We start from the raw sequence: 13,591 nt of genomic DNA on the forward strand, positions 1-13,591 counted from the left end.
CGCGAGCTGGGTTCAGAACGTCGTGAGACAGTTCGGTCCCTATCTGTCGTGGGCGTAGGAAATTTGAGAGGAGCTGTCCTTAGTACGAGAGGACCGGGATGGACGTACCGCTGGTGTACCAGTTGTTCCGCCAGGAGCACCGCTGGGTAGCTATGTACGGACGGGATAAACGCTGAAAGCATCTAAGCGTGAAGCCCCCCTCAAGATGAGATTTCCCAGTATGTAAGACCCCTGGTAGACGACCAGGTTGATAGGTCCGGGGTGGAAGTGCAGCAATGCATGCAGCTGACGGATACTAATCGGTCGAGGGCTTATCCTAATACAACTCAGCTAATGATACACCATGCTTGATTCGCATCCAGTTTTCAGAGTGCAAACTCTGTTTTTTCTGTTCGTTTGGACGAGCAGTCTATGTAATGTGGCGGCATAGCTCAGCTGGCTAGAGCGTACGGTTCATACCCGTGAGGTCGGGGGTTCGATCCCCTCTGCCGCTACCAACTACATAAGGACGCTTAGCTCAGCTGGGAGAGCATCTGCCTTACAAGCAGAGGGTCGGGGGTTCGATCCCCTCAGCGTCCACCATATTTTTTTTGCTTTTTTTTCGTTCATGGAGCTGTGGTGTAGCGGTTAACATGCCTGCCTGTCACGCAGGAGATCGCGGGTTCGATCCCCGTCAGCTCCGCCATTTTTTTGCACTTATAAGGCTCGGTAGCTCAGTCGGTAGAGCAGAGGACTGAAAATCCTCGTGTCGGCGGTTCGATTCCGTCCCGAGCCACCATTTGTTTATGGAGGATTAGCGAAGTGGCTAAACGCGGCAGACTGTAAATCTGCTCTCTCTGAGTTCGGTGGTTCGAATCCATCATCCTCCACCAGTTTTTTTCCTTCACGGGAGCCATTAGCTCAGTTGGTAGAGCACCTGACTTTTAATCAGGGTGTCGAAGGTTCGAGCCCTTCATGGCTCACCATGTTTTATCACATTCAAGCTGTTTCCACGGCCAAGCCGCAGGAACGGCTTTTTTTGTATGCAAAAAGGGTTTGTGCGGAGGTTGTCGAATCTACATGACATGATGTCGAAAAAACAATCCTTGCTACGAAATGTGACCTTGCTGCTCCTCTTCATTCTCATTTTGGGAGGTTTGCGTCTCCTATGGTATACAAGTAATAAACTGCCGGATCAGCCCTTTGTACAACAGGGGGTCCTCGATCTGAGCGAGTGGGCTTTTGATCAGGAATCCTCTATTCATTTGGATGGCGAATGGGCGTTTTATCCCGATCAGTTAATGACTGCTGAGCAGCTTCAGGCGCCAGACGCGCCGCAGCCCGTTTATTTGGATGTGCCTGGAGACTGGCAGGCTGGCTGGACGGAGCCGAGAGAAAATTCATATGGATATGGTACCTATCGCTTGCAGATCCAGGTGAACCCCCACTTTACTGAGCCTTACGGACTTTGGGTACAGAATATTCAAGCTTCATCTCAGCTGGAAATCAACGGTGTGGCAGAAGGGATGTTTGGACAAGTGGCCGATTCTCCAGAGACCTATCGGCCGGAGAACTTATCCTACACTGCGAGTATTCTAAACGAAGGGACGGCCATTGAAGTTCTCGTTCGTGTGGCCAACTATGATCATCCGGACCGGGGTGGAATTGTCCGGCCCATCCGATTTGGCAGCCAGGCAACAATCGACACCGAGCGGATGTACTCCATTGGCTTTCAGTTAATTGCCTTTGTTGTTATGCTTCTGCATGCGTTGTATGCCGGAATCCTGTTTTTATTTAATCGCAAGGGCGTTTCTTTCTTGCTGTTTTTTGGTTTGTTAATCGCAGTGGGTTTATCCATCATATCGGACCACGATTTTCTGCTGTCCTTGTGGCTGTCGGCCAACTATACTTGGACACTCAAGATTCGATTATTGGCCTACACGTGGTTAAGCTTTTTTATGCTGCTCTTAACCTTTAGCTTCTCTAATACCCGCCCCGGACGATTGTTCTATAGCTATTTTGCCATCCTGCTTCTGTTCAGCGGAGTTGTTATGGTCAGCGAAGCCAGTACGATCTATCATATTTACATTCACTTACGCCCGATGCTTTTCTTGTACTTGCTGCCACTGATCTGGGTAATATTCCTGATTGTTAGGATGGTAATCCGGCAGGTGGATGACTCCATATATCTCTTATTGGCGGGGCTCAGTATTATCTCCAGCGCCGGCTGGGGTGTATTCGTCAATCAGGAGCAGGTGCGAGGGATTTACTACCCGGTGGATATCATCGCAGCACTGGTCGGATTCTCCGCCTATTGGTTTAAGCGGTACTTCCGCAACTGGGAGGAAAATGTCAGACTGAATGAACAACTGAAGCTGGCAGATAAACAAAAGGATGAGTTCCTTGCTAACACGTCGCATGAGCTGAGAACACCGCTGCACGGCATTATGAACATTGCACAGGCAGTGGTGGATAAGGAAAAGAACGTCATGCGTGAGCAAAGCCGCAAGGATATGGAATTGCTGGTGACGCTCAGCCGTCGCATGTCGCATATGGTTGGAGATCTCCTGGATGCTGTGAGACTACAAGAGCGCAGGATCGTCCTGCAACGGGAGCCCGTACTGCTTCAATCAGCAGCCTCGGGGGTTATGGATATGCTGTCCTTTATGCTGGAGGACCGGCCCGTTGAATTGCGGATGAACATAAGTGCAGATTTTCCTCCTGTCTATGCAGATGAGAAAAGGGTTGTTCAAATTCTGTTTAACCTGCTTCATAATGCGCTCAAATATACGGATCGTGGGGCGATCACGGTAACCGCAGAGCAAGATAACGGTCAGGCTTTACTTAGGATAGCAGACACCGGCGAAGGCATGACCCCTGAGCTGCAGCAACGAATATTCGGGAGATATGAGCAAGGCGTTCCGGGGATGTCCAGTGGTGGCATCGGGTTAGGCTTGCATATTGTCCATCAATTGGTGGAGCTGCATGACGGCGAACTCTCCGTGCGTTCAAAACCGGGGGAAGGCTCCGTGTTTTCGGTTCGATTGCCACTAGCCGCTGAAGGAAGCGTGGCGGAAGCCACCACTGCCGTGACGGAGATGTCGGAATATCATGCAGAGGACCTGACTCCTCAGCAGCTGGTTCCTATGTTCGACCGGAGGGGACATGGCGTAGACAGCATACCGGAGTCAGACCGGTCGCTCAGAATTTTGGCGGTGGATGATGATCCTGTCAATCTCAAAGTCATGGTTGGCCTCCTGGCAACTGAACGGTGTGTGGTGCATACGACAAGATCGGCCAGAGAAGCGGTACGTCTGTTGGCTGCAGAGCCATGGGATCTGCTGATTGCCGATGTCATGATGCCAGAGATGTCCGGCTACGAGCTGACCCGTCTGGCGAGAGCGCGATTCCGACTCTTCGAGCTGCCGATTCTGCTGCTCACCGCCCGCAGTCAGCCAGAGGACATTGCAGCCGGCTTTCAGGCAGGAGCCAATGATTATGTTACCAAGCCGGTAGATGCGATGGAGCTTCGCTACCGGGTTCTCTCGCTGACAGCACTCAAGCAATCGGTGCACGATACGCTGAGAATGGAAGCCGCCTACCTGCAAGCACAGATCCAGCCGCATTTTCTGTTCAATACGTTGAACTCCATTATGGCGCTGAGTGATATTGACCTTCAGAAGATGCAGCGGCTCGTCGATGCATTTGCTTCTTACCTGCGGATCAGTTTTAACTTCTTGAACACGAAAGAACTCGTGCCTCTATCGCATGAATTGGAGCTCGTAGAGGCCTATCTCTATATCGAGCAAGAGCGATTCGGGGAACGGTTGAAAGTGGAGATGGACACGGAAGATGCGGCTGGGATCAGCTTGCCGCCACTTACGCTCCAGCCGCTTGTTGAGAATGCGGTTCGCCACGGCGTGATGCAGCGCTCGCGAGGTGGTACCGTACGAATCAAGGCAAAGCGATGTGAAGAGGGAACGAGGCTTGAGATTAGCGATGACGGCAAAGGCATTACCGAAGAGCAGATTGAGCGTGTGCTGGGAAGCGACCAGCCTCCGGCGGGCGGCATTGGTCTCTACAACACAGATCGCAGGTTAAAACAGCGGTACGGCAGGGGACTAACGATTCACAGCATGGTCGATGAGGGAACGACAATTTCCTTCCTTATTCCTTCTTCATCCTCGGGCGTCCCGTCCGGTGCTGTTTAATCTGGTCATTCAATTATGATACAATGTCTGTAAAAGGGCATTCATGAGCAATGCGGATAGGAGCACAGCATAGCATGAGCACTGCGCAGTGGAAAGAGCAACTGGAGCAGATCCTGAACAGCCCGTTGCGTGTTTTGAGAATTGATCTGCAGGAATGGAACAACGCGAGTCTCGAGCAAGGCGCTCTAACGCCTCTGGAGGCCGTGCCCGGAGCGAGCCTGAATGTTGCTGGCGGACGGATATGGTACGCAGTCCGGATGGAACGGGCGCACGTGGAGGTCATTGAGCTGGAGGCGGATGCGCTCTCCGAGATCGAACGTCGTCTGGTTGGCTGGACGATTGAGAATATGAAGCCGGTGAAGCCATCCATTCCTCATGCAGCTCAGGAGGCTGAGCGGCAGGCCGTAGAGTTGGGCGTATGGATTACGGATCAGTTGGAGCAGGGCCGATTGGACAACGAGGTCCCGGAGGCGATGACGTTTGGCGGACGCCTGTTCTCGGATATGATTCCCTTCCTTCTGGTGAGCGAGCATGAACGGCTGCGCAACACGTATGCCGAGCTGGAGAAACTGCTGAATTCCTTTTTCATTGAAGAAGTCATGTTGATTCCGTTGAAGGAGCAGGAATGGCTAATTCTAGGACCGATGTCGCTGCTGAGCGATGCAGAGAATGAAGACCGCAGTGAAGGCGATGAAGAAACCCCGCGCGAATTATTGGCATCCATGTGCTCGGGTCTGCATGGCATGCTGGCAAGCGAGTGGGTGGGCGAGTGTCATCTGGCCGTGGGAGAGCCCATCGGGCCGGCCAAGGCCATTGTGGAAACGACATCATTGCTGAGGGAGACGGTGTTCCTCGGGCGTAAGTTCCATGTCGGAGAGAATGTTCATCTGCCGTGGATGCTTCACCTGGAGCGCTTGCTTGGGAGTATACCGGAGTCCCGCCGGGCCGAGTATATGGAGCAGCTGCTGAACCGCTCCGATGTGCTGCTGGAGCCGGAGATTCTCATGACGCTGGAAACCTTCTTCCGATTGGACTGCAACGTTAGCGAGACCGCCAAGAAGCTGTATATTCACCGCAATACACTATTGTACAGACTGGACAAGCTGAAGCAGGAGACCGGATTGGATGTTCGCATGTTCCGGGACGCCGTATTAGTAAAGATTATATTGCTATTGTATAAAGTGACGAAAAGAAAGTAGTTTTTTTGTAAAGTATGTGCATAGTCATCTGTGGAGGACTAAGCTAAGATAGAAAGTAACAAGTAAACCAAATGTTTAGGGGGAAACAAAATGGCAGGCGTACGCTTAGAGCACATTTTTAAAAAATATCCCGGTTCCGAAACGGCTTCGGTTACAGACTTCAACTTGGACATCAAGGACAAGGAGTTTCTCGTACTGGTTGGACCTTCCGGTTGCGGGAAATCGACAACACTGCGGATGATTGCCGGTCTCGAAGAAATTTCCGAAGGTAAACTGTTCATCGGTGAGCGTCTTGTTAATGACGTAGCTCCAAAAGACCGCGATATTGCGATGGTATTCCAATCTTACGCTTTGTACCCGCACATGAACGTTTATCAGAACATGGCATTTGGTTTGAAACTCCGTAAATTCAAAAAAGCAGACATCGACAAGCGCGTTCGCGATGCTGCCAAAATTCTTGATATTGAGCATTTGCTCGACCGTAAGCCGAAGGCACTCTCCGGTGGTCAGCGTCAGCGTGTCGCCTTGGGCCGCGCGATCGTTCGTGAGCCGCAAGTATTCCTCATGGATGAGCCGCTCTCCAACTTGGATGCTAAACTTCGTGGTCAAATGCGCGCCGAGATCAGTAAACTGACGAAGCGTCTTGAGACTACTACAATCTATGTAACGCATGACCAGATCGAAGCCATGACAATGGGTGACCGTATCGTTGTTATGAAAGACGGTTTCATCCAACAAACAGCTTCTCCTGAAGAGCTGTACAACCGTCCAGTTAACATGTTCGTAGCCGGCTTCATCGGCGCGCCTTCGATGAACTTCATCAAAGGTACACTGTCTGAGCAAGGCGGAGCCATCCGTTTCAAAACAACGGGTATCGATGTTGCTCTTACAGAAGGCAGAGCACAAATCGTTCGTGAAAAAGGTCTTGTCGGCAAAGAAGCAATCATGGGCATTCGTCCTGAGGACTTCCATGATGAGCCAGTCTTCATCGAAGCTTCCCCGAACAGCGTAGTTAACGCACACGTGGAAGTATCCGAGAACTTGGGTCATGAGAAGTATCTCTACCTGAACGGTCTGGGTACAGAGACAGTTATCGCTCGTGTAGACGGCCGCTCCACAGTAACTGACGGTATCAACGTCAAACTGGCGATCGACATGAACAAAGTTCACATGTTCGACCTGACAACTGAGCTGAACGTATTCGAAAGCTAATTCCCCCCTTTATTTATAACCAACAGCTGTCCGGATTTCCGGGCGGCTGTTTTATGTTTTCGGGCCCCCGCACTGTATCGGAGTACGCTTTCGAAGCCAAGACTCACTTTGTGGGGCTATTTTATTATGGTTCTGAAGCGGCAGGGCTGGTTGCTTTCGGCGTCTAATTCCTATACGATGGATACATTGAGTCTAGAGTGCAATACATGCGATAGCCGGCAGGAGGCCGGACGTAAGGAGGCCAAGACATGCCCAAAAGAGTGAAGGTGTCGGAGCTCGTCCAGCAATTCCAGCTGGAGCTGCTCGCAGGCGAAGACGGACTGAAAAGAGGCATAACGGTAGACGACTTGTACCGTCCAGGACTGGAGATGGCAGGGTACTTTCACTATCATCCCAATGAGCGCGTACAGATTCTAGGGCGGACGGAATTGGCTTTCCTGGAGACGCTGGATACGGAGGAGCGGGTAGACCGTCTGGAACGGCTATGCGACCCTGAGACGCCTTGTATCATCGTTACCAGAGGACTGAGTGCGCCTCAGGAGCTATTGGACCGGGCAGAGGATAAGAAGATCCCGGTGCTGCGCAGCGGCGTAGCAACAACAAGCTTGATCAGCCGAATTACGAATTTCCTGGAGAAGAAACTGGCCCCGACTGCAACCATTCATGGGGTATTGGTAGACATCTATGGCATCGGCATGCTGATTACAGGCAGCAGCGGCATCGGGAAGAGCGAGACGGCGCTGGAGCTCGTCAAGCGCGGACATCGACTGGTTGCCGATGATGCGGTGGAGATCCGGCAGATGTCGGACGGCCAGCTGCATGGAGCGGCGCCGGAGTTGATCCGTCATTTGCTGGAGATTCGAGGGCTCGGCATCATCAATGTCATGACCTTGTTCGGAGCGGGTGCGGTATTGAGCAGCAAACGGATTAGCGTTGTAATCAAGCTGGAGAATTGGCAGCAGGAGAAGCAGTATGACCGGCTCGGCCTGGATGAAGAAACGACGCGTATTATTGATACCGACGTACCACTGATTACAGTACCGGTCAGACCTGGCCGTAACCTCGCCGTTATCATCGAGGTGGCTGCGATGAATTATCGTCTAAAACGTATGGGTTACAATGCTGCGCTGCAGTTTACCAACAAACTTACAGAGACCATCGCAGACGATATCGACGATTACGAATAAAGGAGCTTAGGGGAGAATGAATCTGACGAGTCTGCTGAGTCTCAATCCGGTCGCCTTTGAACTGGGGCCGCTTACTGTGAACTGGTATGGAATCATATTGGGCGCGGCCGCATTGGCCGGCCTGTTGCTCGCTGTGCAGGAAGGCAAGCGTTTTGGCATTAAGCCGGAATTCTTCATGGACTTGCTGCTGCTCGGTGTCCCTTCGGCAATTATCGGTGCCCGAATTTACTATGTCGCCTTCAAATGGGATGAGTACAAAGACAATTGGGTGGATGTCTTTAAGATTTGGAACGGTGGTATCGCCATCTATGGGGCGCTGATCGGTGCATTGATCTGCGGGTTCTTTTATTTCCGTTACAAAGGATATAACTTCTGGCGAATCGCCGATATCTGTGCCCCATCGCTATTGATTGGCCAGATGATTGGCCGCTGGGGCAACTTCATGAATCAGGAAGCATACGGCGAACCTGTCGGACAATCCTTCCTGCGTGATACACTGCATCTGCCATCCTGGATTGTGGATCAGATGTTCATCGACGGGATGTTCCGGCACCCGACCTTCCTGTATGAGTCGGCTTGGAGCTTCGTCGGACTGCTCGTGCTGTTCGTGCTGCGTCGCCAGCGCTTTCTGCGGTCGGGCGAGCTGCTCTTCTCCTATTTTATCTGGTATTCGATCGGGCGTTTCTTCATTGAAGGACTGCGTACAGATAGCTTGGCCTTCAAAGGACCGGAGTGGCTCGTCTCGTTCATTCAGGGACTGTGGTCACCTATGACGGGCGTATTCACTCCGGGGGCATTGGACCCAGCGTATGGCAATGTCCGGATCTCTCAGCTGCTGGCACTGATTATCATCCTGGTGTGTATTGCCCTCATTACAATCCGGAGAGCGACAGGAGCAGCTTCGCAGCGCTATCTGGATCCGATTGTTTCGTCCAAGTCGGACGGTACGACCGTTACGCATGAATCGGACGAGGTCGTTACGGATGCTCGCGAAGCAGATCCACTCGTGACGATGGAGAAGAATGAAGTGATGACCGTTCTGGAGGACATTGGTGAAGAGCCAGCAGACGAGTCCACTACAGCAGGGAAGAAGAATAACCCTGTAGAGGACAACAAGGACAAAAAATAGCAACTACGTATTGCGTAATGACAAGGAGAACGGCATGGCAAACTATCAAACGGTATTATTTGATCTGGACGGTACGATTCTGGACACCAACGAGTTGATTATTCAATCGTTCCTGCATGCGTTAAAGGATATCGTACCTGCAGACTTCACCCGTGAGCATATCATTCCAAGCATGGGGTTGCCGCTGGCGGTGCAACTGCAGCAATTCTCGGGAATTGAAGATGTTGCGGAGCTGATTGGAGCGTACCGGAAGATTAATCTGCAGCTGCACGACGATCTGGTGCGTCCCTTCCCGTATGTGCCAGAGGTACTGGAGCAGCTGCACCAGGCAGGACTTGCTCTGGGGGTTGTGACGACCAAAATGCAGATGACGACCGAGCGTGGACTGAAGCATGTAGGCATTCGCGAGTATATGAGCGCCATTGTCACGCTGGATGATGTAGACCGTCCAAAGCCGGACCCGCAGCCCGTTGAGCTGGCACTGGAGAAGCTTGGCGTCCTGCCTGGGACAGCGCTGATGGTCGGCGACAGCATCGTCGACATTCAGTCGGCCGCTGCAGCCGGAGTCAAATCAGTAGGCGTAGCTTGGTCGCTCAAGGGCGAGGAAAAGTTGCGGGAGGCCGGAGCAGATTACATCATCCATGACATGCGCGAGCTGCTCACGCTGGTCGGATTGGAGCGGGAGACGCCCTGAGAAACGTTGAACGCTATCCGGTAGACGGGCCAAACGCGCTCTGGCAGGTGTACCGCACCGTTAGCCCATGGAAGGCCGTCCGCAATTTCATCGCTATCCAGATCGCTCGTTATTGTCCGGTGCTGCCGGTTAAGAATTGGATTTATCGCCGGATACTTGGCATGCAGGTAGGACGGCATACCGCGTTTGCCTTGATGGTGATGGTCGATGTGTTTTTTCCGGAACGAATCCGGGTTGGTGATAACAGTATCATCGGTTACAACACGACAATACTTACCCATGAATATCTGATTCGGGAGTATCGGCTGGGCGATGTGCAGATTGGTGAACATGTCATGATCGGTGCCAATACGACGATTCTCCCGGGTGTTACTATCGGCGATCATGCCATCGTCTCCGCGGGATCGCTGGTGCACAAGGATGTTCCGGCTTACGCCTTTGTGGGAGGGAATCCCATGCAGGTGATTGGTACCAATGAGACCGCGATGGCCGAGCGGGAGGTTTCCGAGAGTGAAGCCGGTGCGGAAGAGGATCGTCCAGAGCGCTGAACGCGGATAAGCGGCGTCGACGGGCTAGAAAATCGATTATAAGAGTACCTCTTCAAGGCGTGGAGGTCCAAGCAGGCGGTTTGCAGGACAATGTCCTGCCAGGCGGCCTCTTTGGGCTGTGCCAGGCGGGTCTGACAGGGCGGAATGCGGTTGACGGAGCCTGTTATTCATGATAATATTACGTCTAAACTCTTTATTTTGGTAGTATGGTAGCACGTTAACAAACTAAAGCAAATTGAAGGTGAATAGAGTGTCAAAACCTAAAGTGTTCGAGAAACCGATTGGTGCCAAGGATTACCTGCCACACGCCGTTGCCAAGCTGCGGACCGTGGAGCGCCAAGTATTGGATTGTATGGCTAGTTGGGGCTATGAGCAGATCATTACGCCAACGATGGAATATTACGATACGGTCGGTGTCGCCAGCTCGACGTCCGATCAGAAGCTGTTCAAGCTGCTCAATAACCGGGGGACGACGCTCGTCCTGCGCTCGGATATGACTGCGCCGATCGCTCGCGTAGTTTCTTCGCTATTGAAGGAAACGCCGTTTCCACTACGCTTGTCTTATCATTCCAATGTGTTCCGTTCCATTGAAGAAGAGGCCGGTCGTGAGGCAGAGTTCTTCCAGACGGGGGTAGAACTCGTTGGCGACGCCTCACCGGAAGCTGATGCCGAGATGGTGGCGCTTGCGATCGCTTCGCTGCAGGCAGCGGGTGTGAGCCGGTTCAAAATCGCGATCGGGCATGTCGGATTCCTGAATGGCTTGTTCGAAGAGATGCTGAGCGGGCAGCAGGAGGCTCAGGAGCAACTCAAAGCCTGTCTGCTGGGTCGGGACTACGTTGGATACCGGGAGCGTCTGACGCAGCTTGAACTGCCTGAGCCGGCCCGCAAAGAGCTGGAGGCGATCCTCCGGCTGCGCGGCGGCAACGAAGTGTGCGAGCAGGCGCTGCAGCTGAGTGTGAATGAAACGGCACAAGCCTCGATCCGACATCTCTGCAAGATTTGGGAGGTACTCGAGGCGTACGGCGTGCGCGAGCAGGTGCTGATCGATTTGACCATGATCGGTGATTTCTCCTACTACACGGGCATGACGTTTGAAGGCTATGCCGCTGACCTGGGTTTCCCTGTTGTGAGTGGCGGACGTTACGACAATCTGTTGCAGCAGTTCGGAAGACCAGCGCCAGCAACCGGGTTTGCTGTGAAAACGACGCGCATCCTGGATTTGGTGGAAGGCGACGTGGATGCGGTACGTCGGCGCGTCCTGATCGGCTATGACGATGCAAGCCGTGTTGACGCGTTGACGGTCGCACAGGAGCGCCGGCAAGCCGGAGAAGTTGCTGTCACGGCCAGAGTTGACGACTGGACGACGTGGCAGCCTGCAGAGAACAATTATGATGAAGTGCTGCGACTGGACAGCCGGACGAAGGGAGGCGCGAGTCAATGAAAGAGCAAGAATTGCTGAAGGTTGCTATGCCCAAGGGCCGCATCTACAAGCAGGCCTCCAAGCTGTTCCGGGAAGCGGGACTGCCGATCCCGAGCGATTTTGACGATACGCGCAAGCTGATTATTGAAATTCCTGAGGTAGGCATGTCCTTCATCATGGCTAAGCCGGTCGATGTCCCGACCTATGTGGAGTACGGTGTGGCAGACATCGGGATTGTGGGCAAGGATGTGTTGATGGAAGAGAACAAGGATGTCTACGAGCTGCTGGACTTGGGTATCGCCAAATGCCGGATGTCGGTCATCGGTCTGCCGGACTGGCAGCCATCGATTCATCCACGGGTTGCTACCAAGTATCCGAATGTAGCCTCGCAGTATTTCCGGGAGCAGGGTCAGCAGGTCGAAGTAATCAAGCTGAATGGCTCGATCGAGCTGGCACCGCTGATTGGGCTGGCCGACCGTATTGTCGATATGGTAGAAACGGGTCAGACGCTCAAGGAAAACGGCTTGGTGGAGATGGAGAGCATCTTCGGCATCACCAGCCGGCTGATTGCGAACCGGGTGAGCTACCGGATGAAAAATGACGCGATTCAGAGCCTCTGCGACAGGCTGCAGCGTACGATATCGGAGAAGCAGTTGCAGGCCTAAGCAAGGCAAGATAGAAGGGGGAGATGGGCATGCGGATCATGCCAGCAAGCGAGTTCAATTTGAGCCGTGAGGTCGAATACGGGTCTGCCGAGCAAAACGCATCCGTCGATCAGATCGTGACCGACGTCCGCAACGAGGGCGATGCGGCGCTGCTTCGCTACACGGAAGAGCATGACCGGATGAAGCTGGAGGCTGCCTCTCTGCGCGTGACCCAGGAGGAGATTCAGGCTGCATATCAAGAGGTCGAAGACGACTTCCTCGTTGCGATCCGCGCGGCTGCGGACAACATCCGCGCCTTCCATGAGAAGCAGAAGCGCAATACATGGATGGATCTGCAGCCTGATGGTACGCTGCTCGGACAGATCATCCGGCCGCTGCGACGGGTGGGCGTCTATGTGCCCGGGGGAAAAGCGGCGTATCCCTCCTCCGTGCTGATGAACGTCATCCCGGCACAGGTGGCAGGCGTACCCGAGATCGTCATGGTGACACCACCGGCAACGGGCGGTGAGCCCGGCATCAACCCGTATATCCTGGTGACGGCTGCAGAGGCAGGCGTACAGGAGATCTACCGGGTTGGCGGTGCGCAAGCCGTAGCCGCATTGGCCTACGGGACGGCGAGTATTCCGCCGGTCGATAAAATTACGGGCCCAGGCAACATCTACGTTGCGCTGGCGAAGCGGGCGGTCTTCGGCGTCGTCGATATCGACAGCATTGCCGGACCGAGCGAGATTGCCGTGCTGGCGGACGAGACGGCCGATCCGGGCTATGTAGCTGCCGATCTGCTGTCGCAGGCGGAGCATGATGAGATGGCCTCGGCTGTGCTTGTCACCCCTTCGCGCCAACTGGGCGAAGCGGTGGCCGCCGAGGTCGAGCGTCAACTGGCGACGCTGCCGCGCGAGGCGATTGCGCGTAAGTCGATTGACAGCTACGGCGCGGTATTGCTCGTTGACTCCTTGGCAGAAGGCGTCCGAGTCATCAACCAGATGGCACCAGAGCATCTGGAGGTCATGACGGCCGATCCGATGCAGCTGCTGGGCAGCATCGAGAATGCCGGGGCGATTTTCCTCGGTCCGTACAGTTCGGAGCCGGTAGGGGATTATTTTGCAGGACCGAATCACATCCTGCCTACCAATGGCACCGCGCGTTTTTCCTCGCCGGTTAATGTGGATGACTTCCTGAAGAAGTCCAGTCTGATTCACTACAGCAAGGAAGCACTGATGCAGAACGGTGAAGCCATCATGACGCTGGCCCGCCACGAAGGGCTGGAAGGCCATGCCCGCGCCATTGAGCTGCGATTGCGGCAGGAGCGGGGCTGATAGGCTGAGCGGCAGTATACCTTTTTAAGAA

General features: G+C 53.7%; 10 protein-coding genes, 6 tRNA genes and 1 rRNA gene. All 17 read left to right on the forward strand.

All coding sequences use genetic code 11. The features are described from left to right. Positions 1-319: ribosomal RNA gene (locus tag F556_RS0131790) — 23S ribosomal RNA — on the forward strand; the annotation flags it as partial. Between the two features lie 101 nt (positions 320-420). Further along, a tRNA-Met gene (locus F556_RS0131795) sits at positions 421-497 on the forward strand. A gap of 9 nt (positions 498-506) precedes the next feature. After that, positions 507-582, forward strand: a tRNA-Val gene (locus tag F556_RS0131800). A 27-nt stretch (positions 583-609) separates the two neighbouring features. Further along, positions 610-685 (forward strand) — tRNA-Asp (locus F556_RS0131805). Positions 686-702: 17 nt separating this feature from the next. Continuing rightward, a tRNA-Phe gene (locus F556_RS0131810) sits at positions 703-778 on the forward strand. Between the two features lie 9 nt (positions 779-787). Further along, a tRNA-Tyr gene (locus tag F556_RS0131815) sits at positions 788-872 on the forward strand. Between the two features lie 17 nt (positions 873-889). Then, positions 890-965, forward strand: a tRNA-Lys gene (locus F556_RS0131820). Positions 966-1,064: 99 nt separating this feature from the next. Then, entirely contained in the window at positions 1,065-4,190 is a 3,126-nt protein-coding gene (locus tag F556_RS35845; protein WP_020621060.1) for a hybrid sensor histidine kinase/response regulator, read from the forward strand. A gap of 74 nt (positions 4,191-4,264) precedes the next feature. Further along, complete coding sequence (locus F556_RS0131830) at positions 4,265-5,389, forward strand: PucR family transcriptional regulator (RefSeq protein WP_020621061.1); 1,125 nt, start codon at positions 4,265-4,267, stop codon at positions 5,387-5,389. Positions 5,390-5,479: 90 nt separating this feature from the next. Next, on the forward strand, positions 5,480-6,601 hold the full coding sequence (locus F556_RS0131835) for an ABC transporter ATP-binding protein (RefSeq protein ID WP_020621062.1): 1,122 nt from the start codon (positions 5,480-5,482) through the stop codon (positions 6,599-6,601). 248 nt (positions 6,602-6,849) lie between these two features. Next, a complete protein-coding gene (hprK, locus tag F556_RS0131840) occupies positions 6,850-7,788 on the forward strand; it encodes an HPr(Ser) kinase/phosphatase (protein WP_020621063.1) in 939 nt (312 codons plus the stop codon). Positions 7,789-7,804: 16 nt separating this feature from the next. Further along, positions 7,805-8,917, forward strand: a complete 1,113-nt coding sequence (gene lgt / locus F556_RS0131845; protein ID WP_020621064.1) for a prolipoprotein diacylglyceryl transferase — start codon at positions 7,805-7,807, stop codon at positions 8,915-8,917. Positions 8,918-8,951: 34 nt separating this feature from the next. Further along, a complete protein-coding gene (gene ppaX, locus F556_RS0131850; RefSeq protein ID WP_020621065.1) occupies positions 8,952-9,611 on the forward strand; it encodes a pyrophosphatase PpaX in 660 nt (219 codons plus the stop codon). After that, positions 9,608-10,159: an acyltransferase gene (locus tag F556_RS0131855; RefSeq protein ID WP_026297617.1), complete on the forward strand. Its 552-nt coding sequence runs from the start codon at positions 9,608-9,610 to the stop codon at positions 10,157-10,159. The genes ppaX and F556_RS0131855 overlap by 4 nt, the downstream gene beginning before the upstream one ends. A 250-nt stretch (positions 10,160-10,409) precedes the next feature. After that, positions 10,410-11,600, forward strand: coding sequence for an ATP phosphoribosyltransferase regulatory subunit (locus tag F556_RS0131860; protein ID WP_020621067.1), 1,191 nt, complete (start codon positions 10,410-10,412; stop codon positions 11,598-11,600). After that, on the forward strand, positions 11,597-12,244 hold the full coding sequence (gene hisG, locus F556_RS0131865) for an ATP phosphoribosyltransferase (RefSeq protein WP_020621068.1): 648 nt from the start codon (positions 11,597-11,599) through the stop codon (positions 12,242-12,244). Before F556_RS0131860 ends, hisG begins: the two co-directional genes overlap by 4 nt. 29 nt (positions 12,245-12,273) lie before the next feature. Next, on the forward strand, positions 12,274-13,560 hold the full coding sequence (hisD, locus tag F556_RS0131870; RefSeq protein ID WP_020621069.1) for a histidinol dehydrogenase: 1,287 nt from the start codon (positions 12,274-12,276) through the stop codon (positions 13,558-13,560). Positions 13,561-13,591: the final 31 nt, after the last annotated feature.

Origin of the sequence: Paenibacillus daejeonensis DSM 15491, from assembly GCF_000378385.1 — a bacterium.
Classification (GTDB): Bacteria; Bacillota; Bacilli; order Paenibacillales; family Paenibacillaceae; genus Paenibacillus_D; species Paenibacillus_D daejeonensis.

Bases quoted from the DNA above. Each gene is read 5' to 3' on its own strand.
- hisD (WP_020621069.1), top strand. From the start codon at position 12,274: ATGCGGATCATGCCAGCAAGCGAGTTCAATTTGAGCCGTGAGGTCGAA.
- hisG (WP_020621068.1), top strand. From the start codon at position 11,597: ATGAAAGAGCAAGAATTGCTGAAGGTTGCTATGCCCAAGGGCCGCATC.
- ppaX (WP_020621065.1), top strand. From the start codon at position 8,952: ATGGCAAACTATCAAACGGTATTATTTGATCTGGACGGTACGATTCTG.
- hprK (WP_020621063.1), top strand. From the start codon at position 6,850: ATGCCCAAAAGAGTGAAGGTGTCGGAGCTCGTCCAGCAATTCCAGCTG.
- F556_RS0131830 (WP_020621061.1), top strand. From the start codon at position 4,265: ATGAGCACTGCGCAGTGGAAAGAGCAACTGGAGCAGATCCTGAACAGC.
- lgt (WP_020621064.1), top strand. From the start codon at position 7,805: ATGAATCTGACGAGTCTGCTGAGTCTCAATCCGGTCGCCTTTGAACTG.
- F556_RS0131835 (WP_020621062.1), top strand. From the start codon at position 5,480: ATGGCAGGCGTACGCTTAGAGCACATTTTTAAAAAATATCCCGGTTCC.
- F556_RS35845 (WP_020621060.1), top strand. From the start codon at position 1,065: ATGATGTCGAAAAAACAATCCTTGCTACGAAATGTGACCTTGCTGCTC.